Source organism: Nocardia sp. NPDC058058 (assembly GCF_042885355.1).
In the GTDB taxonomy this organism is placed as follows: domain Bacteria; phylum Actinomycetota; class Actinomycetes; order Mycobacteriales; family Mycobacteriaceae; genus Nocardia.
Genome location: NZ_JBHVSA010000003.1, coordinates 1,226,174 through 1,249,677, shown reverse-complemented (window position 1 = coordinate 1,249,677; position 23,504 = coordinate 1,226,174). Strand labels below are relative to the sequence as shown.

Here is a 23,504-nt window from a genome sequence, read left to right as displayed (position 1 = left end):
TTCATCGCCAACTCGGCGCTGAACATTGGCCTGTGCGCCCGTTGTCGGGTAGCGCATGCGCTACCCGACAACCCGCAACACCTACGTCATGCTCACCCGCAGCGCACGTTGCCACGCCTGGTCGAACAGCGCGGGCATCGCAACCCATGGGATCGGATGGGTGGGCCCGCTCAGATTGAGTTGGTGCACAGGGAGATAGAGCGGACGCTTCCACGCCTCGATGCCAGGTTTCGCGGTCCACCGCCCGGGTAGGAATATAGTCCGTCCCGCCCGGCGACCGGTGTCCTCAACGACGAGTCCGGCGGCGAGCAGCACCGCCACGGCTTGCCGATGTCGCGCGGGTTTCCACCGGTTCCAGGTGCGCACATTGCGATCGGTGGGCGCGGGCAGCGCCAGAATCTGGAGGTAGAGCGCGGCGGCGTCGGAATCGATGTCGAAGGATTCGCTCACGGTGGAAACCAGTTGTGGCGCACTGAGAGTCGGATCCGCTTCGTAGCCGTCCGCGGGAAGAGCCTTCGGCGCGCAGCGGGCGATCAGCTGGTCGGCGTCGCCTCCGAACAACCATCCCAGGAACTCGCGTGCCGGGCGTCCCGTCCTCGGGTCGAGCACGGTCAGCGGGTCATCGAATTCGGCCAGGCGCCCGGGCCGATAGGTAAGATTCCAAAAGCTCACCCACGCGTCTCGAAACGGCCAGGCCACCAGCGCTCCGTCGTCGTAGAGCCCGTCGCACAGCGGGTCCGGGCTACCCGACTCCATTGCGGCATAACGCAGTTTCTCGATCCGTTCGATGTCCATCCCATTCGCCCGGATCAGCAGGTCCTCGTTACGCATACGCGCGCGCAAGAGCTCGAGGGTGCGTGGAATCCCGGCGCGGACCGGATCACCGGCCGGGAGATTGCCGTATGCCCAGCGACACATGGTGATCAACGGCCGCCACAGCCGAATCAGGTCGTTGTAGATCACGTCGTCGGTGGTCGTGACGAGCTTGCCGTGATCGGTACTGAAATCGGGTGCGGTGCGCACATCGACGGTCAAGGCCGCGACCTCGTCGGGAGCCGCGAGAATCCGGCAGAGCCGGGTCGGCGCGGTGCCCCATTGACCGCCCCCGGGAGCGTGCAAGGCGGCTGTCACGGATACCGCTGCCCCGCACGTGGATTCCGGGAGCACCCGTTGTCGACCGCACTGTTCGATCCAGGCATCGGCCAACCGGTCGGCGAGGTCTCGTAACCCGTGGGGTTTCCAGAGTTCGGCCGGGTCCGGGGGCAATACTCCGGTGTAGCGGGACGGGATGGCGGTGAGCGCGCGGCCATGCAATTCCGAGAGATCCGATACGGCGTCGTACGCCTCGGCCTGGGTCATCCCCCGCACAACATATTTGTGTTTGTGCTGGGGCGCGGTCCCGATATGGCCCCACAGGGCGAGTCTCGCCGCACGCGATGTCAAACCGGTTCTGCGACTGAGGAGTTCGACAGCACCGGAATCTTCGGTGACCGGCCCGTGCTCATCGATCAGCGAGAGTAGCGTGCGCAACTGCTCGGCGTCGCCCCAGCGCAGTGCCCGGGGAGCGACCAGACCAATCACTCCCAGGGGCGGCGGGCCGGGTTCGCCGGTCCGGCGGTCGACGAAGAGCCAAGTTCCCGAATCGCGTGGGTCCAGTCGCACGCTGTATCCACCCGCGCTCCCAGCCACGACGTCCCGTGCCGCGACAGTGCCCACCCGCAACTCCGCCGTCCGATCGGCGAATGTCGTTTCCGCCCAGGTCTCGAGCAGGGGCAATAGACCGCTGCGGTCGAGATCCGTGGTAATCGGCGCGATTGCCCGCACGGCCGCGATCTCGACGCGCCCGATCAATGCCGCCCAGCGAAAGCTACCCAGCGAGTGCGGATTCCATTCGGCCACTTCCGGAATGGAGCCGGTGTGCAGCGCATCCGATACGGTGCGGATCGCCGTCAGCATCCCGCCGTGGCCACGCCCGGTGGAGGGAGCGATGGCAACGCCGCTGAGCGCCTCCAAGATTCGATAACTGGGGTCCACTGATTCCCTTTCCGGCGTGCTGCCGCCGTCTCGGCGGCGACACGGGAAGCGATGATGTCACAGCGGACCGACACGGCCTTCGGCATGGATTCGCCGAGCGCGAGGGCCGTCGAACCACTGTTCAGCCAGAACTTGGAGCGAGCTGACCGATGCGCCGTGTCGTTCGGGGCCGGGTGCGCGATCCTGCGATGATCGATGCCGGAAATGCTCAGATCCATGGACTCCACGAACGCGAGGAGACGGCAGCGATGCAGCAGCATAACGGTGGACGCCGCGGCGATGCGAGCAGGGCGGTGCGGCTCGAATCATTCGGTGGCCCTGAGGTATTGACTGTTCAGGAGGTGCCCGAACCGCAGGCGGGCGATGGGCAGGTCCGGGTTCGGGTCACGGCGGCCGGGTTGAATCCGATGGATTGGGTCATGACCGCGGACGCTGAGACCGCGGCGCGGTTCGGGCTGAGTCTGCCGGTCGGGTTCGGGACCGATTACGCGGGGGTTGTCGATCAAATCGGCACGGGGGTAAGCGGTTACGCGGTTGGTGATCGGGTGTTCGGGACGGCGCTGTCCCGGGCGATCGCCGACTTCGTCGTGGTCGATGCGGACGGGAATATCGTGAGTGGCGTCGCCCACCACACTCCGGACGAGGTGGATGACCGCACCGCCGCCACATTGTCGATCGCGGGCAGTACCGCTTCGGCGGCTCTCGATGTGCTCGATCTCGGTCCGCAGGACACGGTGCTGATCGGGGGCGCGGGCGGCGGGGTCGGGGTGTTCGCCGTGCAGTTGGCGCGAATCGCGGGCGCGCGAGTCATCGGGACCGGCTCGCCGTCGACGGCGGAATATCTGCGTGACCTCGGCGCCGAACCGGTCGCGTACGGCACCGGACTGACCGACCGCGTCCGCGAAATCGGCACCGTCACAGCGGCATTGGATCTGCACGGCACGGATACGGTGCACGCCGCCCGCGAACTCGGGGTTCCGGACAATCGAATCTGCACCATCGCGACCGTGATCGACGGGATTCCGGCCGCCAACGGAGCCAACGCCGCGCCCGGAGCGCTGGAGAACATCGCGCGACTCATCGCCGAGGGTCGGCTGCGGGTACCCATCGCGGCGACGTTCCCCGTCGAAAGCATCCGTGAGGCAGTCGAACTCCAAGCGGACCGGCATGTTCGCGGCAAGGTCGTGATCGATCTCTGATCTCGGCGCGGGCACCCGCGTCACCGAGCATGCGGTCACTGCCGGGCGTCATCGACCACCGTGGAGGTCGCGGTGTCGACTACGGCATCGAACGCGTCCAGCACCGGGATATGGAGGTAGGTGCTCTGTAGTCGAGTGCGGTCGGGGCCGGGGCCGGTGACATCGCGGCGGGCGCGGCGCAGATCGGCGAGGCAGGGTCCGAGGTTCGCGTCGGCGAATGCCGCTTCGATGCTGCCCTTTTCGGGCCGTTGCAGCGGTGTTGGTTCGACGGTGAAGCCGAAGGGTGCGCCCTCGTCGGGGCGCATATCGGCGGTATGTCCCTCGGTACTGGTCAGGCCGAGGGCGAAGTAGTCCGCACCCAGGGCGCGGTGCAGGTAGTACCCCATGGGGAATCCGGCCAGGTGCCCGTCGAAGGAGACGGGCTCCTTCTGGATGTGGGCGTTATGGGCGACCAGGACGACCCGGGTTCCGGGTGCGGAGCGCTCCAGCTGCCACAGCACCGAATCGGCCATGAAGCTGTCACGCGCCGAAGTGTCTGCGGCGAGCCCGGTTCCGGCGAAGAGATCGGCCATGGCACGGAAGGTGTAGTCGCCCGCTGCGGCGGCTTCGAGGTGACGCAGGGCGATGTCATAGCCGCGCTGATCGCCGCGAGCGACGTACAGCGATTCGACCGCACGGAAGCGAATGAGCAGGCGAGCCAGGATCGCGGTGAGCGCGTCCTGCTCGGCGGTCGGCAGGCGGGTCCACGCCGGTGCCGCCGTGGCCGCCGAAGCACCGGCGAACGAGGTGGCAATCCGCGTCGCCTTCTCGATCTCGGGCAGGGTCGCCGGATCAACCTCGCGCACATAGTCGGCGACCGGGCCCAGCGAGGGCAGCAAAGACCCACCGGCCGCGGGGATATCGATACCCGTAAAGCGCACCGGCGAAGCTGCCGATGTGTTGTGCTCGCGGATCCAGCGCAACGGCTCGCCGACTCCCACGGGGATCGTCCCCGCGAGATGAGTCGCCAATTCCGCATCGCCGCCGGCGCCTTGCACCCAGGCATCAAGGGGGAAACCCTCGCTGAAGCCGTATTCGAACGCCAGCACGGTGAAGCCGCAACGTTCGACAAGAAAGCGCAGCACGCGCTCGCGCATCTGCGCGAATTCGGTGATGAAGTGCGAGTTTTCGCCGATCGCGATCACGCGAGCCGCGCCGATGATCTCGCGCAGCGGTTCCAGATCATCGAGCGGTGCATCGGGGTCGAGAGTCGTCAGCGGTGTGGCACTGTCGCGAAGCCAATCCAGATTCCGTTGCATGAATCCGACCGTATTGGCAGGTCTCCGCAGCCATAAAATCTTGATTCATACAACGGGTTGGACCTCACGGTATCCCGATTCGCGTGTCCCCCACTGTGATTTGCCATCGCCGTTTCCGAGCGCCAGACCCGGGTTTCAGGGGCGCTCGAACGACTGTGAAACGAATGTCGGTCACATACGATCCGGCGCATGATCAACACCAGCCGGGCTGTGCGAAACAGCCTCCTCGCCGTCGCGGCCTGCGCCCTGCCGATCTCGTTCGCCCCCACCGCGAACGCGCAAATCGACAGCGTCAAGGTGATCCAATTGATGGACGGGGACTACTGCGGGCTCGTGGGCGCGGGATGCACCGTCGTCGCCCTCACCTCGGGTGCGGACAAGGCGAGCCCGGTCACGATGACCCTCAACGGCGCGCCGTTCAACCAGACCGTGCCGTACACCACCGGCGGAGATGGCACCACTTTTCAGGCGCGATTCACGTGGATCCCGAAACAGGCCGGTACCTACACGATCGTCGTGAGCCAGGGCACCTCCACGCGCACAACGGTTTTCACCATCTGCTCGGAATCGGCGCTACTGTCGGGCTCGGCGGCCGCCCAGGTCTGCAAGCTCACCGGCGGATCCAGCACCGGGTCCAGCTAGCGATCGTCACAATCCGTTGCGGCAGTCGGAGCCGCCACCGGAAACTCGCTTGCGGCAACAATTCTCAGACCTTAAGCTGATCCGCGGGCGCGAAGTAGCTCAGTTGGTAGAGCACCATTCGCACAGACGGGAAGGCGCGGGTTCGATTCCCGTCTTCGCGACCAAATACTTGGCAACTATCCAACGCCGCGCAGGTGCTGGCGAAGGAAGAGCGCCGCGCGATCGAGGGCCTGGTCGGCTTCATCCAGTGTGCCGGTGAAGGATTGGAAGACGTGGGGTACGTCGGCGGTGATGTCGAGGATGACATCCACTCCGGCGGCTTGCGCGCGCGCGGCCAGTCGGGTGGAGTCGTCCAGCAGCATTTCGTTGGTGCCCGCTTGCAGCAGTATCGGAGGGAAGCCCTCGAGGTCGGCAAGAGTGGCCGGGCTGAGCAGGGGTTGGCGTGGGTCTTGGCCCGCGAGGTACATCCCGCCGGTGTAAGCGAGGCTTTCGTGGCTGAACAGCGGGTCGATGCCCACTTTGGTGCGCATGCTTTCGCCGGTGTGGGTCGCATCCAGGCCGGGTGAGAACGCCACAATCGCCGCGGGCAGCGGCAATCCGGCGTCACGAGCCGCCAGGCAAGTGGTTACCGCCAGTCCCCCGCCCGCGGAGTCACCGGCGAATGCGATCGCCGAGGCATCCTCACCGCGGTCGAGCAGGGCACGATACGCGGCGAGGGTGTCCTGGATCGCGGCCGGGAACGGATGTTCGGGCGCGAGTCGATAGTCCACCGAGATCGCTCGAAATCCGGTGCGGGTCACCAGGTTCGCGGTCAGTGACATCGCGGTTTCGGGTGAGCCCATGACGAAACCGCCGCCGTGGAAGTACAGGATCGTCCCGGGGCGTGAGGCCTCGGCCGGTTCGACGAGCACGGCGGGCCGGGTACCGAGTGTTGTGGTGCGCGTGCGTATCTCGCTCGGCACATTCATCTGAGCCATCAGCGCCCGGAATCCCGCGCGGATGTCCTCGACCGATCGGGGCCCGGCCGGTGGCGGCTGACGCAGCAGTGCGTCGATCCTCGCGCGTTGCTCTCGACTCATATGCACCTTCCCAGGAAGTAGCTTCCAGTACACTATATGCCATGGAATATACATCCGCGGGAGAGGCCGTTGACCTGCCGAAACTGTTCTCCGACCTCGTCCGGTGCGAGACCCGGCTGTACAACGCCCTCAACGATCGCCTGCGTCAGCGGCACGGGATCGTCACCTCGCAGCTGGAATTCCTGCGCTTCCTGCGCGATCACCCCGGCGCCAGGGTTGCCGACCTCGCGACCGAATTCGCCGCGGGCGTCGGAGCGATCAGCAAGGGCATCGACCGCCTGGAGCAGCAGGGATGGGTTGCGCGCCAACCGAATCCGGCGGATCGCAGGTCGTCACTGCTGGCGCTGACCGAGGACGGCCTGCGCCTGGTGCGGTCGACGGACGACACCTTCACCGAATGTCTGGCCGAATTGCTCGGCGGAAACCTGCCGAGCTCATCGCTATCGACTGTCGCGCAGTCTCTTTCGCAACTGCGCGACGTACTCGAGCGTGCCGGAATCGGCACGCCCGCGGGCTGATCGCGGTTACCGCTTGCGCCCGACCCCGCCGACGATGCAGTGCCGCACCGCGCTGAGCATGCTCAGCCGCGGACCGTCCTGCCACCAGTCATCACACAGCACCAGTCCGGGTTCGATCATCTCCAGATCACCGAACATGGCCTGGATTTCCGCGCGGGTGCGGAATCGACCGCTGCCCATCGGGCTGTGAATGAACTTGTCCTCCATGTTCACCGCCAGCTCGCTGAGCTCGGGCTCGTCCGGATCCTGCGGATCGTAGAAGTGCGAGATCGCCACGAACGATCCGGACGGCAGCGCGTCGATATAGGTCTGCATCAGCTCGGCCGAATCCGTGCCGAGGTAATGGTGCAGCGTCCCCACCTGTAGCAATGCCAGCGGACGGGTGAAATCCAAATGCTCCAGCACCGAAGGATGTTTGAGCACTTCCAGCGGCTGGAAGATATCGGCGGTGGAAATCGTGGCCTTGTTGTTCTCGGCCAGCAACGCCCGCCCGTGCGCGAGCACCATCGGATCGTTGTCCACATACACCACGCGCGCATCGGGATTGACGCGCTGCACCACCTGATGGGTGTTCTCCGCCGTCGGCAACCCCGACCCCAGATCCAGGAACTGATCGATCCCCGCATTGCGAACCAGGAAGCGGCACACCCGAATCAAGAAGTCACGATTTGCCCAGGCCAGGTCGGTGGCCTGCGGCGCAACGGATTGCACCCGCGCGAGCACCTCCCGATCGACCTCGAAGTTGTCCTTCCCGTGCAGGAAGGCATCGTAAACCCGCGCGATGCTGGCACGGGTGGTGTCCACCCCTACCGGCACCGAGCTCGGGTAGTCGGACTCGGGCATCGCAGACTCCTGAGTGTCATGTGTCCAGTTCGCCACAAGTATGTAACAGCCCGGTGGCGAATTTCGCGCGAATGCGTTGATCACCAATAGCTTTGGATCTGCGGTGAGGCTGCTGGGAGCGTATCCGACCTGGTGAGGGACCGATCCTGGGCGATCGCCCGGTACAAAAATCTTACGCCGATGTCACTATCTCCGGCGATTCGAGATGATCTCTGCCCGTTGCCTTCCGGGTGAATATTGCGAGGCGACTGGTCGGTCCCTATTTGCGAACGCCCCTCTTCCAGCGCCATGACAATCGCACGTCGATGCTCGATCCAGAACCCAAAATCCCGCAGCCGAGCCGCGAGGCCCCAGCCGAGTCACAGATGTCCGCAGGCGACTCGGCGGCTAGTTGTTGGCGCGTTGGATGGAGCGTCGGACCAGACCGCGAATGCCGGGGAGCTGGATTGCGCGGAGCATCATCTCGCCTGCCCAGACATGGGTGCGGGACGGCGGGGCGAATCGGCTGATTCCTCTGCGCGCCAACGCTTGTCGCTTGATCACCTCCGGCCGCAATGCCGTTTCCCAGGCGTCGAGGGCGGCGGGAATGTCGTCACCGTGTGCGGCGAGCGCTGAGCCGAGCTGGTCTGCTCCATCCAGAGCCAAAGCCGCGCCGTAACCGGCGAAAACCGTTACGCACCACGCCGCGTCGCCGAGCAGGACGACTCGGCCCCGGCTCCAGCGGTCCATCACGATCTGGCCGACCGAGTCGAAATAGGCGATGCCGGGGTCGGCGTCGAGCTGGCCGAGTGCGTCGGCGACACCGCCGCCGAGATCCCCGAACGCTCGAGCGAGGGCGGGCGCGGCACCTAGAGCGAGGTCGGCATCCGAGTCGGGGCAGCGGTAGGCGAAGAACGCCGAGGACCTTTCCGGTCCCAGGTTCATCACCGCGGCGGTGCGGCCGGGACCGATGTAGGTGGTGCCGACGCCATCGGGCATGTGGGCGGGTGGCGTTTCCAGCGGGAACGCGCCGACCATATGGCCCAGGTCCACGAAATACTCTGGCTCGGAACCGAATACGAGCTCTCGAACCCGAGAGTGCACGCCATCCGCGCCGACGAGGAGGTCGGTGCGCAGGTGGGTGTCGTCACTGAGGGTGACGTCGACTTCCCCGGGGGTCTGGGCAATGGCACGCACCGTGGTACTGAAACGGATATCGGCGAATTCGGCGACGGCGTCGTAGAGCGCCGACTCCAAATCGCCGCGGAACAAGCTCAATGCCCGACCCCCGACAGCGGCCTCGGTGAAGGCGGCGGGAATCGTGAGCTTCTCCCGGCCGTCGGCGTGCACGAGAACCGAAGTGAAGAATCCGATATCGCGCGGGGTCAACGCCGGTAGCAGCCCGAGCCGCTCGGCTGCGGCATATCCGGGTCCGTGCAGATTCACCAGGTAGCCGCTGCTGCGGCGGCTCGGCGCGTGTTCGATCACGACAATGTCCCAGCCCTGCTGACGCAATCGCAGCGCGGCGGCCAACCCGGCGATCCCCGCACCGACAACCGTCGCCCGCCTGCCCGGTGACTCGGCATGCTGGCGCGCAGCGCTTTCGACGGCTTCCATTGCGACTCCTCGGTTCGATGTGATGTCGGCGAACGACAGTCGTGAGCGATCACCTTGCGTCAACTAGTAGTTGACTCAGGGCGAATCGTCAACTAATAGTTGACTCATGTTTGGACGGGTATTCACGCCGCCGAAGTCGGCCGATGACTCCCGGCCATGGTCATCCATGTAGTCGAACTCGAAGCGCTGCAATATTTTTCGCCGTCATCGACACCGAGCGACACGCAAACCGAAACGGGGGTGCATCTGATCGAGAGCGAATTCCGCACTGCCGTAAAGAGTCTCGACGGAAAGGCTCATCGGACGGAGCCCCCGTAGCCCGCTTTGCCCGATTATTGCCCTCCAAGAACAGTGGGGTTTATCCGCGAAGAAGCGGGGAAATCGACCCTGCGTCGGTGACAGGCACCGATGTTGTGGTTCCGCATTGACAACGAACTGGGAGGACTGATGATGACCGCAGCGTTGCTGTCCATCGGCTTGTTCTTGGTGGCCCTCGGGGCTTTTCGGGTGAAGCGTGAACCCCGCCGACTGTCGACGGGCTGGGTGCTGCTGGCCGCGGCACTGCTACTCGCGGCTGGATCGGCTGCCCTGATCGGCGACCTCACCGCGATCAGGATGACGGTGCCACAGATGGCGGGCGTCACCGCGTTCGTGTTGTGCGGCATCGGTATTGGCCTGGTGGCGAACGGGTTCATCGTGGTGCGGCGTGAAGGACGGTCACTGACCACGCTTTCCCCGGTCGCGGTTGGTGCGGGACTGATGACGATGGGCGTCGTGATCGCCGTGATCTCGATCGCCGTGCCCGCGCCGGTGCAACTCACCGCGCTGGCCGTGCTCGTATGCGCTACCGGCGGTTATCTTGTGCTGCACCTCATCGCGTTCGGCGGGTACGCCTTGCTCTACGGCACTCTTCCCGTGCGAACCGACGCCGACGCGATCGTCATCCTCGGTTGCGGGCTCAACGGCAGGTCGGTCACTCCCCTGCTCGCCGGCCGCCTCGACCGCGGAATCACCGCCTACCACGCCGCGTCGGCGGAGTGCCCGCAACCGGTGATCGTCACCTGCGGTGGTCAGGGCGGCGACGAGGGCACCTGCGAAGCCGACGCCATGGCCCGGCACCTCATGGACCACGGCATTCCGGCGCATGCCATTGTGCGCGAACGCTATTCACGCAATACCGAGGAGAACATCCGGAACTGCCTGCGCCAGCTCGACATTCGCGGCATACCGGCCGATAGGATTCGAATGACGGTCGTCACCAGCAGCTTCCACGTACTCCGTACTGCGGCACTGACCCGGCGCGCCGGAATCAACGCACAGGTGGTCGGCTCCCACACCGCCGGATATTTCATCCCGGCCGCTTTCCTTCGTGAGTTCGTCGCGGTGCTGACCACCCACTACCGCCGCACGCACCTCACCACCGCGGCACTCACCGTCGCCGCGTTCACCGCGGTAGCCGCCGAAGCCGCACTCCCGCCCCTCTGATCCGCACCCGCTCATCTCGCCGCAACCGGATCTTGCCGATAGATTGACCGAGACCGGCTGGCTGGTGTTTGGTATTTCGGGGGGGGGGGCGGTGTTGTGGTCGTCACAAACGCGCGCAGTCGTAGCACAGTCCCAGCCGCCGAAAGAGATTCGTCAGTCTCCACAGGAAGCAGTCGCGTTGTGATGAGCGAAGAGCCGACCATCGTCGAACTCGATGAGGCGGTCCTCACCGGACCGCCCAAGACCCTGGTCGGCGGACTGGTGAAAGCTGTGCGGCCACGCCAGTGGATAAAGAACATCCTGGTGCTGGCCGCGCCGCTGGCCGCGGGGACGATTCCGGGGACCGATACCTTCGCCATCTCCGACCTCACCCGCGACCTGCACATCGGTATCGCGTTCGTGGTGTTCTGCCTGGCGGCGTCGGGCATCTACCTGATCAACGATTCCCTCGACATCGAGGCGGACCGGGCACATCCGACCAAGCGCTACCGGCCGATCGCCGCCGGTGTGGTTCCGGTGAATCTGGCCTACGCGCTATCGGTGGTGCTACTGACCGCCTCGATTCTGCTCTCGTTCCTGGCGACGTGGCAGCTGGCCGTGGTGATGACGGTCTACGTCGGCATCCAACTCGCGTACTGCTTCGGGCTCAAACATCAAGCGGTGCTTGATGTCTGCATTGTGTCGTCGGGCTTCCTGTTGCGCGCGATCGCCGGTGGCGCGGCGGCCGATATCAATCTGTCGCAATGGTTCTTGCTGATCGCGGCCTTCGGCTCGCTGTTCATGGCCGCGGGTAAGCGCTACGCCGAGTTGAAGATCGCGCTCGACACCGGCGCCAAGATCCGAAAGTCGTTGCAGTACTACACGCCCACCTATCTGCGTTTCGTGTGGACCATGTCAGGCACGGCGGTCGTGGTGTTCTACGGGCTGTGGGCGTTCGAGGCCGATCACCAGGACAACCCGTGGTTCGCGATCTCGATGGTGCCCTTCACAATCGCCATCCTGCGATACGCGGTCGACATCGACGGGGCCGGGGCCGGTGAACCCGAAGAGTTGATGTTGGGCGACCGCACCTTGCAGCTGCTGACGCTGGCGGGTGCGGTGACAATCGGCGTGGCCGTCTACCTCACCTGAGCGGGGTCCACGGTCCGGGCGCGGCACGCGGTCGAGGTTCGAATCGAATTCGAAATACTGGCGTGTCGCATTCGGGGAGTGCCGATACTGTTGAGCGCGCACGGTTCCCACGCGCACATACGTCTGTCCACAGGGAGATGATCGGCAATGTTCAAGTCTCGGCGATTGGCGTTCATCGCCACAGCGGTCGCGGCATCGGCAGCGGCGCTACTGTCCACCGCACCGGCGGCCTCGGCCTACGTCACCAGCGTGACCGTAACCTCCACCAGCGGAGGCAAATACGGCACCGGCTGCTCCTACAAGGTCACCGTCAAGGGCAGCGCGAGCGAGTCCATCTGGCTCTACGACAGCGCCGCCTCCACCTTCAGCCCCCAGCAGTTCGCCCTCGACGCCACCGGCACGAGCACCGCGACCTGGACCCCGACGGCCACGGGCACCCACTACGTCCAGGCCTGGTCCTACAACGGATCCCAGTGGGCGACAATCGAAGTCGGCACCGGCACCAACCTCGGCAGCTCCTGCCTCGTCAGCTGATCCCAGACGTTCTCGTGGCCACGGGCGACAGGTAGGACCCACTCTCGCCCGTGGTCTATGCCAGACGGTCTGTCGACAGCTCAGTCCAAGTCGATGCGAACGGTCAGCAGTTCAGTACCAACCGCTCGTACCACCGCACTGTTGGCCCGCAGCAGTTCACGCAGCCGAGCTCGCGGATCGTCGCCATGCACCAGGTGAGCCGTGCCGGAGTACCACCGCCCACGAATACGCAACCGAACACGACTGTCCGCCTGGATGTTTCGAATGTACTGAGACTTCTCACCGAACTCGGAAACAAGCCAGAACGAGTCACCGCTCCGGCGACCACCGATCGGCGTAATCCGCGGCTGACCGCTCTTGCGCCCTGTTGTCTCGAGCAGGGTCTGAATCGGAAGCCGACCCAGGATCGGGTTACCGATATATCGTTGCCCTGTCGTCACCACTCGGTGTTGCAGGTCCCGCAGCTTGGTCACGCCCTGATCTTATTGAACAGTCAGTGCCTCGCCAATGAATTTCACCACGACGTCACACCCAAGCGTCCTCGACGCCCAGATCAGCACGGCCAGTTGGCTATTCGCCGCATCTCGTTGGCATCGAGTTCGATTGCGACCACTTCACCGTGCCAACTTCCACGATTCGAGATCGCCAAGCCGATCAGTGCAATGCCGCGGCGCTGTCACGCAGAGCGCGTAGCTCATGACTCTCATAGCCGAGTTCACCCAACTCGTCGCGGGGCCAGGCCCGCCACCGCAGCCTCCGCCAAGGTCTTCGGCAGGCCAGCTGTTAGGTCCTGTCAGCACTGCGGCATGGAGGGTGTGTGCCCGGTCCGGCCCAGAGATTGAGGGCTCAGAGCCACCGAAACTCCGGATACCTGCCGTGCCCGCGGTTTGTGTCAGTGGGCTTCTCTACGCTGCCCGCATGACCCGTTCCCGAACTGGATCGCATCACCCTGATCTCCCTGTGAGCATCGTCGCCTCGTCGTCTGGTCCTGCACGGCCGATGACGCTGCTGGGAGATGGCGAGTTTCCCTCGGCCAGGATGGTGTGACGTGTTCAGGTTCGAGCGTGAAGTCGGTGTCTCCTACAGTCAGATCTATGTCGAGAGTGTCGTAGGCGGCGTCAACTCGCGCATGCATGATGCATTCGCTGGGCAGAGGGCAGGGTTGTGCGGCGCGACGGTACCCGGCGAGCTTTTCCTGCATACCGGACTGCACAGCGGGAAGGTCGGCTTCACCGTCGAAGTACACGACCAGGCGCCCCCACTGGATCCGGAATGGGAAGACGTGGTGGAGGTTTCCTTCTACCCCATCCCGGATCAAAGTTTCCTGGTGCAGTGGGCAGGGGAGAACTCCTGGGAATTGGACTTGCGGCAAGGGCTCGACTATCGGGTGCGGTACTGCGCGCAGGGTATGGACCAGGCGCGGGAGAAGGACGTCCGACTCGACGGCGAGCCGGTGCTGGACCGGTACCTCCTGCAATTCTGGCCTGCCCCGCCCGAGCCGGACCGCGTCGTGCGCCAAACCTCGCACGTCGCGGCCTACTGGCACGAATATGCTTGTCAGCAAACGGATTTCGAGCCTGTGGTGCGAGCTGTCATGGCGCAACGACGGGCACTGCTGACCACCGGAACGATCGAATCGTTGCACGATGACGAATCCCCGCACGCCACCGCGGGCATGGTTGTCATCTCCCGCGAGGCCGACCCCGAGTCCATCCGAGAGCAATTGGCATCGCTGAACTCCTATCCCACTGCGCTGCAATGGGATTGGGTCACCGCTTTCGAGACCAAACATGCCCAGGATGATCGCGTCGGTTACCTCCAGGCGTTCCTCGAAGAGATCGGCGACCGCGCCTTCGACCTCGGAACCGTCTTGGCAGCATTGGATTCCGGCCAACACTACTACCTGACCTTCGTGACACCGCCCCAGTTCGAACAGCTCTCACAGCTTCTCACGGGACCGAAAGTGGGCGTTGAAAGCGTCCGAATCGGCCGATGGACGTCGCGTATGAATCGAAAGCAGAGCGACGCGATCAGAGCCTGGGCCAGAACCCACGGCCACAAGGTCACGGCATCGGGCAGGGTGGCGAGCACGGCGATGCCCATAACCTCTGCCGAACAAGAGGAGACCGAACTCGAACAGCGCACCTGACCCGTCCCCTGCGTTGTTGGCACGCCCATCGGCGAATGAGTGCACCGGGAAGCGCTGAAAGCCAACCAGATTGAACGGCCGACCGACGCTCGGGTCGCGACACGAGCGTGCGATTGCAGTCAGTTAACTCGCAGGTGATCGCGGTACTCACCCATCCAGCCTCGGCGCGTTTCGACATGCATGAGGCGCTGCGGATCCCATGTCAACGCTCCGCCTTGGTGGGCGGCCTCGAACATGTCGACCACTCGCTCGGGATCGGCGGCGGCCAACTCTGCCAGCTCGATCACCGATGCCGCTGTTGTGACCCCGGGCTCGCCGAACAACTCCAGCCCGAACCGGGCCGTGTACAGCTGAATCAAATCGGTGCCACTGGCGATCGAGCGGTATCGCCAGACCGGAACGTCGGGCCGGTCGTGCGGGACTGTCGGATCCCAGATCGGGATATGCGCCGCCTCCGGCGGAAGCTTCGCCCGCACTCGTCTCGTGTAATCCGATTCGTCCACGTCAGAACCTCGTTCTGCTCGGCTTTTCACCACAATAGCGACGATAGCCAAGAGGAAGCTACAGCTAGCTCGGAGACGTCGCGAGACCGCGTAATCGGCAGTAGTCGATGGTGGTATGTCCGAGTTGGATTCGCCGCCGAAGGGCACGACCAGGAAATCTCGAGGGTTCGGTCACGCCGCCGTCGGTCTGATCATCGACGGCGCGCAGCTACGCTGAGGCCATGTACGAGGGGGTCTGCCCGGTTTGCGGGCGAAACAGTCAGTGTCAGAAGGCATCGGCGATCTACGCCGCGGGAACGTCGCACGCGCGGGGGTACGCCTACGACGAGGGGCGTCGGCGCAGGACTACGACGGTCAATCAGTCAACGTTGGCGAAACAGCTTTCGCCGCAGGCGCTTCAGCCGAATCACGGGAGCCTGGGCAAGGGCATCGCGCTGCTGATCTTCGGTCTATTCCTGCACCTGTTCTGTTCCGTGATCATGTCTTCGACGGGCGCGTCGATCTCGGCGAGTATCTTTGCGCCACTTTGCATGACGGGCTGGCCGCTGGCAATCGGAACACTCATTACGGTTGCCGACGTCATCCAAGCGAAGCAGTTCAAGGCCGATCTACCGCGGCGGCAGGCCAACTGGCACGTGTGGAACACCGTGTATTACTGCTATCTGGACGATGTCGCCTTCGTGCCCGGCGGTCCGCCGTTCCACCCGAGCCAACTCCCAGGATTCATGGCGACGAACACCGGACCTTTTGCGGCCGCTGCCGTAGCCCGACCTGTCTCGCGCTCCGGGCTCGAAGATCGACGGTGACGACTCTGCCCAGCACCAGCTGGGCTCGCGAGCGCGAACCGGACGGCCGGACATTCAGAGGAGCGCGCCCCCGGAAACCTCGACGCGCTGGGCGGTCATCCAGCGCAGGCCCTGCGACGCCAGCGTGGCGATAGCGTCACCGATCTCCTCGGGTTCGCCGACGCGGCCGAGCGCGGTCTGCCCGGCCAGACCTTGGCGCATCTCGGCGTCATCGCGCATGGCACCGCCGTTGAAGTCGGTGGCGGTCGGCCCCGGGGCAATGGAGTTGATCCGGATGCCGCGGGGGCCGAGTTCTGTTGCAAGAGTGCGACTCAGGGCCTCGATGGCGGCTTTCGAAGCTGAGTAGACCGAGGTCGCGGGACTGGTGTGGCGAGTCAACGACGACGAGACGTTGATGACGCTTGCACCCTGCGCCAGCAACGGCACAAGCGATTGGATGAGGAAGAACGTGCCCCGCACGTTCGTGCCGAACACCGTGTCGAAGTCGTCGACGGTGACAGCTTCCAGCGGTCCGAAGACACCCACGCCCGCGTTGTTGACCACGATATCGAGCCGCGAAGCCCCCCAGCGCTGGAGCAATCCGTTCAGCTCGGACGTGAAGGCTCCGAAAGAGGAAACGTCGCTGATGTCGAGACGTACGACAGCGGCAGTCCCGCCTGCGGCGTGCACTTGCTGAGCCGTCTCCTCGGCCCCGGCCGCATCACCGCGATGGGTGACCACGACCCGCACCCCGCGCGCTGCCAGCGCAAGAGCCGTACTCCGGCCCAGGCCACGGTTCGCGCCGGTCACCAAAGCGATCCTGTCGACTGTCATCAACTGCTCCCTCATCGCACGGCACTCGAGCGCCGCAACCAGATGCGAGTCGATCGACTCGCCTTTCCATCGCACTGTAGGCACGCCAAAGAAGGCGAGTCAAGTGACTCGCCTCGGAGCTAGGGCATACTGCACGCATGGCAGCAGAGCTCTCCACCCATCACCGCCGCCTCGCCCAGCAAAAGCGCGAGGCGATCATCTCGGCAGCCACGGACGTCTTCCTGAACCGCGGTTACGACGGCACCTCCCTCGCCCGCATCGCCGAAGAGGCGGCAGTCTCGAAGTCCACCCTGTTCAAGCAATTCCCCACCAAGGCAGCACTTTTCGAGGCCATCGTCACCGAGTCCTGGCAGCGCGACGCCGCAGGCTCTGTCGCACAACCTCGGACCGGCGACCTGCGTTCCGGCCTGAGCACCATCGGCCACCGCTACGCCGACCTGATGGGCCGACCCGGTATGACAGCCCTGTTCCGCATCGTCATCGCCGAACTGCCCCGCTTCCCCGAACTGGGACGGATCCAGTTCCAGCTCGGCAAGCTGCCCTACTTCACCTCGGTCCAGCACTACCTCGAGTCGGAACACGAGGCTGGTAATGCCGACGTCCTGGACGCCGAGAGCGCCGCCAACCAGTTCCTCGGGATGATCGCCAACTACGTCCTGTGGCCCCGCATGCTGCTCACCGACTGGAACCCCGCAGCGTCTGACATCCGCTACGCCGTCGAGCAGGCGGTAGAGACGATGCTCGCCCGCTACGCCACCAATCGACCCGCCTGATTCGAACCGGAATTCTCACGCCCGCAACAGAATTGGAGGGCCGATCCGATTACCACTAGTCACAGCAGGGCATACGGCATTGTCGTGCAATCTCTTCTGGCGTGTGGAAACCGGCAGTCACGGATCTCGGCACTGAACACGTAATACGTTGCTACTGTTGGCCTTCGGTCAATCGAAGGAGCTCTGCCCTATGACTACCGTAACCGTCAGTCTCCTGACTACCAGCCGGGCAACCTCCGTCGACTTATCGGTCACTGGCTTGATCACGCCGAGCGCCTGCGAACCCAGCCTGTCCGGCGGCGGAGTGGTCGACTTCGGCAAGATTTCCGCTGCGGATTTGAACTCGGAACGAGAGACGAACGTCGGCACGCAGACGGTGCAGCTCTCGATTACCTGCGACGCCTCGAATCTCTATGCGTTGCAAGCCCTCGACCAACGAGCGAGTTCGGCCACACGGGCGGATGCCTTCGGTTTGGGGCGGACCGAGGACACCCGATCATGGGGCTGGTACGCCATCGCGCTGCGCAACGCCATCGCCGATGGCGTGCCGGTGCAACCGATCGGCTCCACCGACGAGGGTGCGACCTGGTACCACAATGACCTCTGGATGCCTGGTATCCAGATCGCGTTTGCCTCCATCACAGCGGCCAACCAACCGCTGCAAGTCCGGGAATTGACCATGGATCTCGATGTGAGCGCATTCTTTCCCCCGACCAGTGGCCTGACCCTGACCGACGAAATCGCCATCGACGGCTCGGCCACCCTGGAGCTCAAATACCTGTAGGACAACAGATCTCGCATCGGTCGCGATCCGCGTTTGATGGCCTCGGCATTTCAAGGTTGCCGGAACGAGCTCCGCTCGGGGCACCGTCAGCGATGCAGGATGGCGTCGCGTAAGGCGCTCGCCGCGTTGTCCTGTCCCTGTTTCATCAGACCTTCGATTGCCCGTTCCAGTGGATCGGCGGTGGATTTGGGTCCGGCCTTCAGGATCGCGACGCCGAGCAGGCGTTGGTCGGCGAATCCGGTGACACCGCTTTCGCCGGCACCGCGTACCTTCACCGGAGGCAACCGCACCGCAGTCGGTTTCGCGGCCGCGATGAGCATGTACCCGCCGGTCGAGAATCCGTCCAGGGTGCCCAGCGACCACTCCTCGAGCCGTCCCTGACTCGTCATCTTGATGCCGTAACCGGTTTGCACGCCCGCCTGGTCCTCGGTCGGCTTGTCGGTGCGCTGCGGGCCGGGCCACACGCCGCCGAAGGTCTCGTAGGTCATGATGTTGAGGGCCTGCGTCGGGTCGGTGCCGCGGGTGAACACCACGAAATCGCTCGTTTCGAGGGTGCCGAGCCGCTTGTCCTGGTCCCGCTGGACCTTGCTCAGCCAGCCCGCTCGCTGGCCATTCTCCTTGTCCGCCAAGAACTTCTCACACGTGGCGGCGTCGGCTTGCCATTTCAGCACCCGCGCTTGGGCCAGCCGGACCAATTTGCGGTAGGCATAGGCGACGTCTTGTTCGGTGAAGGTGTTCTCGGTGTCTTCGATGGCGACCTGGACCACGACCGTGAGCAACTTGTGTAGCGTCCCAGCCGATTTGGTGGGCGGATCGACCCTGTCCGCCAGGATCTTCGCCCCCTCGATGAAGTCCTTCTGCGGAAAGGTTTCCGTACTGCCGGATTTGGTCTGATCCGTAAGAACGAGCATGGCGTGCTCCAGTGCCGATTCATCAAGGGACACAATCAGTTTGCGCCGGAATCCGCACGGATGTGGGCACTTTGACCGGGACGGTGCCACGGGAGCGCGCACTCAGTTGGACGATTTCTCCGCGCGCTCGCGGGCCAGGCTCATAAAGCTGCTGCCACCGATGTAGAGCATGAAAACTCCGACGCCGATCTTGATCCAGTCGAAGATGTCATTGCCCAACTTCGTCTTTGCGAGTCCGCCACCATTCTTGGTGCCGGGATTGCATATCGCGTCGGTCTGATCCGGTGACATGTCGTACTCGGAGAAGTCGAGCACGAAGATATTCCAGTTATGGCAAGTCACCGTGCCATTGAGCAGCCCGGCGACTCCCCACAAAACCAGCCCGCCGGTGAGAATCACATACACGGCGTAGAAGAACCAATATTTCCGCAATGTTCCGACGATACTCGCGCTCACTTGTATGCCCCCAATTCCGCTCCGCCTCAACCTATCACCGGAGGCCGAACCACTGGCCCAGGCCACTGGCCGATGCCATACTTACCCTCATGCTCGAACTGCTGGGTCAGTGCATACCTAGCCCCGGGGTCAGCCGCCCCGGGGCTTCGTCGTGCACATGCCCCCGTAGCTCAGCCGGTTAGAGCAGGACGCTTATAACGTCAAGGTCGTGGGTTCAAGCCCCGCCGGGGGTACTCAGGCGAACGGAATGCGCTGCATACCAAGCGATTCCGCTCATCACATCGGAACGAACACAATACGATGCACGGACCCTAGAGGTCGATGTGTTTTAGCTGGCAGCTTCCAGGAGCAGTTCGCTGAGTTCGACGGGCATGGTGATCATGCAATCGTGCCCGGTCGGCAACTCTCGGACCCGTGCGGGAGAACCGTTGGGCTGGATCGCCGCGACCGGTCGGCGGGCGATGCCCTGCGGTTTCGCGCCGACGCAGTGAATGTGTGTGCGCGCCACGGCATCTGCCGACGGGTTGTCGAGGTGGACAGGTTGCTGCAGGCAGCGCACCGGATGATCCGACAGCATCGTACGCAGCCACGTGATGTCGGCCGGGTCGGTGACTCCGAACAGGCCCAACGGCGCCGGCAATTCGGTCAGCGGCGGGATGCGCCAGTCGGCGGCGGCGTCGATCAGGTGCTGAGTGATCGGTTGGACATCGACGGCGGTCTCGCCGTCGCGCGGGACCATCGCGTCGAGATAGACCAGGTGCGCGATCCGTTGCGGAATCTCATTGGCCACCGAGGAGATGACCAGGCCCGCATAGCTGTGCCCCACCAGGACGACGTCGGTGAGGTCCTCGTCCTTGATCAGCTCGATGATGTCGGCGACGTGGGTGTCCAGACCCACACCCGGTCCGAGCAGATGAGCCTTGTCGCCGTAGCCGCTCAGCGAGGGCGCGTACACCCGATGCCCGGCCGTCTCCAGTAGCGGGACCACTCGATCCCAGCATCGGCCACTGTGCCAAGCGCCGTGGACCAGCAGAAATACAGACATGTTCACCCCTTGTCGATCTGTGCCGCGGCACCCAGCCCAGCTGGTTACTTTTAATGCCTCGGTACACTTCAGGAACCACAGCAAGTGTGGTGCGCTCGATCCGAATCGGGCAATACGGCACATTCGTGTGCCTCGGTTCCCAGGAGGTAACCATGCACGTCGAGCCCGGCGAGTTGCCCCCGAGCGCGGCCGACGCGTGCCGGACACGGGAAGTCCTCGACATCGTCGGCGACAAATGGTCGCTACTGGTCGTACGCCACCTCAGCCAGGGATCTCGTCGCTTCACCGAACTCAAACGCGATATCGACGGCATCAGTCAACGCATGCTCACCGTCACCCTGCGCGCCCTGGAACGCGACGGCATCCTGACCCGCACCGTGCGAAACATCATGCCACCCCACGTCAGCTACGCACTCACCCCGATGGGCATGAGCCTGCGCACCGCGACATTACCGCTGCTGGAATGGAGCATCGCGCACGTGCCCGACATCGATACCGCCCGTGCACAATTCGACAACCGCACCGAAGCCGACACCTAGCCTCACGGTGGAGACCTGGTTGCAGGACACGATCGTCGCGACCTGTGAATGCGTGAGAACGGCCGCGCCAGAGCAAGATTCGCGCGCGGGGCCGTGACCGACGTGGCCTGTGCACACTCAGATGACTCGTGCGGCTACCAGGGTCTCGAAGGTGTAGGGGCGCAGGCCATCTGCGCGGTCGGCGAAGTAGCGCTGCTCGAGGTCCGCACGCGTGGGGTGGTCCATGACCTTCAGCCCGCATCGGCTAATCAGCTCGTCAATCTCCGATACGGGCCAGCCGGGCTGGAGAGGCTCGCCTACAGAAGCCGCGATCGGCGTGTAGATACGGGCGAATTCGATTCCCACGTCGTCGAGCACACTGTCCTCGGCGCGGTAGGAGAACACCACCTCGGACCCTGGGGCAGCCGCCGCGATCGTGCGCAATGCCGATTCGATCGCCTGTGCCGTCAGATAGGGGGCGACGCCTGTCCAGCTGAACAGGGCCGGCTGTGTCCAGTCGAATCCCGCTGGGCCCAAGACATCTCGAATCGAGTCGACCTCAAAATCAGTCGGCACGAACACCTGTGAGTCACTGCGCGGCAGCCCGAGCTCCTTGATCCGCTCGAGCTTCCATGCCTGGGAGGCAGGGTGATCGACCTCGAACAGCTTCAGTGAGCCGAGCAGGTCCGGCCGCCGCCACGCGAAAGAGTCAAGTCCCGCACCGAGAATCACGTACTGGGTGAAAGCGCCAGCGGCCAGCCGGTCCTCGGCGTACCGGCTGCGGGTGCAGACAGCCGCACGGGATTCGAGAAGGACCTGACGGGGGAACATCGGATCGAATCGGTTTCGCAACTGCTGCCAGACCGGGCCGACCAGCACCAAGGCCAGCGCATCGTCCAGTACCCACGGCGATGCCGTCTCCAGGCGAAACAATCCACGCGACACGGCCGCGAACATCGCCGTCCTGCTCGGCGCGCTTTCCATGTATTCCTCCCCCATCGGCCAGAACTCAGCATGCCAACCGCGCTCGTCGACTCTGTGCTTTTCACAGGATGCGCCCGAAATGCCGTGACGGCCATAGCCAGATGGCCCGGCTACCACGAGCTGCAGGGTCTTGCCGCATCGGGCCTTCTGGATATTGATGGTGAAAGATCAACGGCGTGGTCACTTTCGATGCCGATGTCACGCCCTATGACCCTGCGGGGTTCGCCAACTTCCGTGATGGATTGGGCTGGGAGTTCGAGGCTGATCGTTGTGCGGTTCTGGTGCATGATCTTCTCCCGTACTACACGGGCGTGCTCGCCGAACAGACTCGCTCGGCAGTCGTAGACCAGTGCCGAACGCTTGTGGATTGGGCGTTCGGTCAGAGCATGCCGGTCATCGCTTCGGCACCACGACCGGCGGCGGTGGTGCGGCAGCGCGGGCTAGGCGGGTCGCTGTGGGGGCAGGGGCCGAGCGCGGCTGAAGCGGCGCAGTCGTGTTTGGACGGCATGGACGAGCCCGCTGTGCCGTGGATTCGCAAGCGATCCCTCAGTGCGTTCTATGCCACCGATCTCGCCGTCGAACTAACCCGACAGGGCAAGGACCAGCTTGTCGTTTGCGGCGTCTTCGCGTCTCAAGGGATCGTCGCAACCAGCTTCGACGCCCTGGCGCGGGATCTTCAGCTCTTCGTCGTTTCCGACGCGGTAGCCGACTACAACGCTGTCCTGCACGAGCTGGCGCTGAGGCAAATTGCCCGATCCACCGGACAGATCATCCCTACGGCCGATTTGACCACAAGCTGAGTCGGCGGCCGACCTCACGCACCGCATGCTCCTTTTTACAGATTCGGCAGCTCGTCGTCGGCAGCCGGGTATCGATCGTTCTCCAACCTGAATACGTACTCCCTCAGATCGGTTTCGAGGTCAGTCGTCAGGTAAGCGAAGAAGTCTCGGACACCCTCTGCCGCTTCGCTTCTCGATGCGCTAGCACCTTCCTTGGTGTACTCGGTGAGCAACTGCGCAAGGTGCTCGGCGACTTTGTCGCGGCCGCTCCACCACGCACGAACAGCCGCGGGAGTCCAGCGCGAGTCCCCGTCACAGGCGTAGCCATCGAACGGATCGTCGTCCGCTGCCGCCAGCAGGTATTCGACCTCGGCGGGCGAGGTCGGCTGGCGATACACGAATTCGTTGTAGTACTCGCCGCCGTAGAGCACGTTGCGTGGCGCGTGAAGCCTTCCCGTCCAACATGTATCGGTCTGCGCCGTGTAGAAGGGACCTGGCACGTTCATCCAGTGCCGATCCTGCCACTTGTCACCGTGGTAGACGGAATCGTTGAGATCGCGGTGCACCGATGACATCGGATCCCAGCGTCGCGGTAGGTCGCTCACAACACCAGCATCCCCTATT

25 protein-coding genes and 2 tRNA genes are annotated in these 23,504 nt (G+C 64.3%); 14 read left to right on the top strand and 13 right to left on the bottom strand.

Going from position 1 to position 23,504, the window contains the following annotated elements; all coding sequences use genetic code 11:
• Positions 1–81: 81 nt before the first annotated feature.
• Positions 82–2,034: a hypothetical protein gene (locus tag ACFVUS_RS29465; RefSeq protein WP_387773539.1), complete on the bottom strand. Its 1,953-nt coding sequence runs from the start codon at positions 2,032–2,034 to the stop codon at positions 82–84.
• A gap of 248 nt (positions 2,035–2,282) precedes the next feature.
• Here ACFVUS_RS29465 and ACFVUS_RS29460 point away from each other — a divergent pair, with 248 nt between their 5' ends.
• A complete protein-coding gene (locus tag ACFVUS_RS29460) occupies positions 2,283–3,233 on the top strand; it encodes an NADP-dependent oxidoreductase (RefSeq protein ID WP_387773537.1) in 951 nt (316 codons plus the stop codon).
• Between the two features lie 35 nt (positions 3,234–3,268).
• Here the strand turns inward: ACFVUS_RS29460 and ACFVUS_RS29455 are convergent, their stop codons facing one another.
• The gene (locus ACFVUS_RS29455; protein ID WP_387773535.1) at positions 3,269–4,531 is read right to left on the bottom strand and encodes an erythromycin esterase family protein; all 1,263 of its coding nucleotides are present in this window, start codon (positions 4,529–4,531) and stop codon (positions 3,269–3,271) included.
• Positions 4,532–4,720: 189 nt separating this feature from the next.
• On the opposite strand from ACFVUS_RS29455, the gene ACFVUS_RS29450 reads away from it, so the two are divergent.
• Together ACFVUS_RS29450 and ACFVUS_RS29445 are read left to right on the top strand one after the other, a co-directional pair.
• Positions 4,721–5,173: a hypothetical protein gene (locus ACFVUS_RS29450; RefSeq protein WP_387773532.1), complete on the top strand. Its 453-nt coding sequence runs from the start codon at positions 4,721–4,723 to the stop codon at positions 5,171–5,173.
• A gap of 88 nt (positions 5,174–5,261) precedes the next feature.
• A tRNA-Cys gene (locus tag ACFVUS_RS29445) sits at positions 5,262–5,337 on the top strand.
• Positions 5,338–5,349: 12 nt separating this feature from the next.
• Here the strand turns inward: ACFVUS_RS29445 and ACFVUS_RS29440 are convergent.
• Complete coding sequence (locus ACFVUS_RS29440; protein WP_387773529.1) at positions 5,350–6,252, bottom strand: alpha/beta hydrolase; 903 nt, start codon at positions 6,250–6,252, stop codon at positions 5,350–5,352.
• A 41-nt stretch (positions 6,253–6,293) separates the two neighbouring features.
• Between ACFVUS_RS29440 and ACFVUS_RS29435 the strand changes: the two genes are divergently transcribed.
• Positions 6,294–6,770, top strand: coding sequence for a MarR family winged helix-turn-helix transcriptional regulator (locus tag ACFVUS_RS29435; RefSeq protein WP_387773526.1), 477 nt, complete (start codon positions 6,294–6,296; stop codon positions 6,768–6,770).
• 6 nt (positions 6,771–6,776) lie between these two features.
• Here the strand turns inward: ACFVUS_RS29435 and ACFVUS_RS29430 are convergent, their stop codons facing one another.
• Together ACFVUS_RS29430 and ACFVUS_RS29425 are read right to left on the bottom strand one after the other, a co-directional pair.
• The gene (locus ACFVUS_RS29430; RefSeq protein WP_387773523.1) at positions 6,777–7,613 is read right to left on the bottom strand and encodes an SAM-dependent methyltransferase; all 837 of its coding nucleotides are present in this window, start codon (positions 7,611–7,613) and stop codon (positions 6,777–6,779) included.
• A 387-nt stretch (positions 7,614–8,000) separates the two neighbouring features.
• Positions 8,001–9,209: an FAD-dependent oxidoreductase gene (locus tag ACFVUS_RS29425; RefSeq protein ID WP_387773520.1), complete on the bottom strand. Its 1,209-nt coding sequence runs from the start codon at positions 9,207–9,209 to the stop codon at positions 8,001–8,003.
• A gap of 450 nt (positions 9,210–9,659) precedes the next feature.
• Here ACFVUS_RS29425 and ACFVUS_RS29420 point away from each other — a divergent pair, with 450 nt between their 5' ends.
• The 3 genes from ACFVUS_RS29420 (at position 9,660) to ACFVUS_RS29410 (ending at position 12,359) form a co-directional block, all read left to right on the top strand.
• Positions 9,660–10,694: a YdcF family protein gene (locus tag ACFVUS_RS29420; protein WP_387773517.1), complete on the top strand. Its 1,035-nt coding sequence runs from the start codon at positions 9,660–9,662 to the stop codon at positions 10,692–10,694.
• A gap of 183 nt (positions 10,695–10,877) precedes the next feature.
• A complete protein-coding gene (locus tag ACFVUS_RS29415; protein ID WP_387773514.1) occupies positions 10,878–11,825 on the top strand; it encodes a decaprenyl-phosphate phosphoribosyltransferase in 948 nt (315 codons plus the stop codon).
• Between the two features lie 147 nt (positions 11,826–11,972).
• Positions 11,973–12,359 carry a hypothetical protein gene (locus tag ACFVUS_RS29410; RefSeq protein ID WP_387773511.1) on the top strand — a complete coding sequence of 129 codons (387 nt, stop codon included), beginning with the start codon at positions 11,973–11,975 and terminating at the stop codon, positions 12,357–12,359.
• A gap of 80 nt (positions 12,360–12,439) precedes the next feature.
• Here the strand turns inward: ACFVUS_RS29410 and ACFVUS_RS29405 are convergent, their stop codons facing one another.
• Positions 12,440–12,832, bottom strand: a complete 393-nt coding sequence (locus ACFVUS_RS29405; protein WP_387773508.1) for a nitroreductase/quinone reductase family protein — start codon at positions 12,830–12,832, stop codon at positions 12,440–12,442.
• A 575-nt stretch (positions 12,833–13,407) separates the two neighbouring features.
• Here ACFVUS_RS29405 and ACFVUS_RS29400 point away from each other — a divergent pair.
• Positions 13,408–14,508 (top strand): hypothetical protein, encoded by a 1,101-nt coding sequence (locus ACFVUS_RS29400; RefSeq protein WP_387773505.1) that lies wholly within the window; start codon positions 13,408–13,410, stop codon positions 14,506–14,508.
• 119 nt (positions 14,509–14,627) lie between these two features.
• On the opposite strand, the gene ACFVUS_RS29395 is transcribed toward ACFVUS_RS29400, so the two are convergent.
• The gene (locus ACFVUS_RS29395) at positions 14,628–15,011 is read right to left on the bottom strand and encodes a hypothetical protein (RefSeq protein ID WP_387773502.1); all 384 of its coding nucleotides are present in this window, start codon (positions 15,009–15,011) and stop codon (positions 14,628–14,630) included.
• 221 nt (positions 15,012–15,232) lie between these two features.
• Here ACFVUS_RS29395 and ACFVUS_RS29390 point away from each other — a divergent pair, with 221 nt between their 5' ends.
• Complete coding sequence (locus ACFVUS_RS29390) at positions 15,233–15,817, top strand: hypothetical protein (RefSeq protein ID WP_387773499.1); 585 nt, start codon at positions 15,233–15,235, stop codon at positions 15,815–15,817.
• A gap of 54 nt (positions 15,818–15,871) precedes the next feature.
• Here ACFVUS_RS29390 and ACFVUS_RS29385 read toward each other — a convergent pair whose 3' ends face one another.
• Positions 15,872–16,630 (bottom strand): SDR family NAD(P)-dependent oxidoreductase, encoded by a 759-nt coding sequence (locus tag ACFVUS_RS29385; RefSeq protein ID WP_387773496.1) that lies wholly within the window; start codon positions 16,628–16,630, stop codon positions 15,872–15,874.
• Between the two features lie 137 nt (positions 16,631–16,767).
• On the opposite strand from ACFVUS_RS29385, the gene ACFVUS_RS29380 reads away from it, so the two are divergent.
• Together ACFVUS_RS29380 and ACFVUS_RS29375 are read left to right on the top strand one after the other, a co-directional pair.
• Complete coding sequence (locus tag ACFVUS_RS29380) at positions 16,768–17,403, top strand: TetR/AcrR family transcriptional regulator (protein WP_387773494.1); 636 nt, start codon at positions 16,768–16,770, stop codon at positions 17,401–17,403.
• Between the two features lie 190 nt (positions 17,404–17,593).
• Complete coding sequence (locus tag ACFVUS_RS29375; RefSeq protein WP_387773491.1) at positions 17,594–18,187, top strand: DUF1120 domain-containing protein; 594 nt, start codon at positions 17,594–17,596, stop codon at positions 18,185–18,187.
• Positions 18,188–18,273: 86 nt separating this feature from the next.
• Here the strand turns inward: ACFVUS_RS29375 and ACFVUS_RS29370 are convergent, their stop codons facing one another.
• A complete protein-coding gene (locus tag ACFVUS_RS29370; RefSeq protein ID WP_387773488.1) occupies positions 18,274–19,098 on the bottom strand; it encodes a hypothetical protein in 825 nt (274 codons plus the stop codon).
• A 102-nt stretch (positions 19,099–19,200) separates the two neighbouring features.
• Positions 19,201–19,554 (bottom strand): hypothetical protein, encoded by a 354-nt coding sequence (locus tag ACFVUS_RS29365; RefSeq protein WP_387773485.1) that lies wholly within the window; start codon positions 19,552–19,554, stop codon positions 19,201–19,203.
• 159 nt (positions 19,555–19,713) lie between these two features.
• Here ACFVUS_RS29365 and ACFVUS_RS29360 point away from each other — a divergent pair.
• Positions 19,714–19,787, top strand: a tRNA-Ile gene (locus ACFVUS_RS29360).
• A gap of 95 nt (positions 19,788–19,882) precedes the next feature.
• Here ACFVUS_RS29360 and ACFVUS_RS29355 read toward each other — a convergent pair.
• The gene (locus tag ACFVUS_RS29355; protein WP_387773482.1) at positions 19,883–20,599 is read right to left on the bottom strand and encodes an alpha/beta fold hydrolase; all 717 of its coding nucleotides are present in this window, start codon (positions 20,597–20,599) and stop codon (positions 19,883–19,885) included.
• Between the two features lie 152 nt (positions 20,600–20,751).
• On the opposite strand from ACFVUS_RS29355, the gene ACFVUS_RS29350 reads away from it, so the two are divergent.
• Positions 20,752–21,138: a winged helix-turn-helix transcriptional regulator gene (locus tag ACFVUS_RS29350; protein ID WP_387773479.1), complete on the top strand. Its 387-nt coding sequence runs from the start codon at positions 20,752–20,754 to the stop codon at positions 21,136–21,138.
• A 117-nt stretch (positions 21,139–21,255) separates the two neighbouring features.
• Here the strand turns inward: ACFVUS_RS29350 and ACFVUS_RS29345 are convergent, their stop codons facing one another.
• Positions 21,256–22,101, bottom strand: coding sequence for a class I SAM-dependent methyltransferase (locus tag ACFVUS_RS29345; RefSeq protein ID WP_387773476.1), 846 nt, complete (start codon positions 22,099–22,101; stop codon positions 21,256–21,258).
• Positions 22,102–22,277: 176 nt separating this feature from the next.
• On the opposite strand from ACFVUS_RS29345, the gene ACFVUS_RS29340 reads away from it, so the two are divergent.
• The gene (locus ACFVUS_RS29340) at positions 22,278–22,901 is read left to right on the top strand and encodes an isochorismatase family protein (RefSeq protein ID WP_387773473.1); all 624 of its coding nucleotides are present in this window, start codon (positions 22,278–22,280) and stop codon (positions 22,899–22,901) included.
• A 35-nt stretch (positions 22,902–22,936) separates the two neighbouring features.
• Here ACFVUS_RS29340 and ACFVUS_RS29335 read toward each other — a convergent pair whose 3' ends face one another.
• On the bottom strand, positions 22,937–23,485 hold the full coding sequence (locus ACFVUS_RS29335) for a ferredoxin (protein ID WP_387773470.1): 549 nt from the start codon (positions 23,483–23,485) through the stop codon (positions 22,937–22,939).
• Between the last annotated feature and the right edge of the window lie 19 nt (positions 23,486–23,504).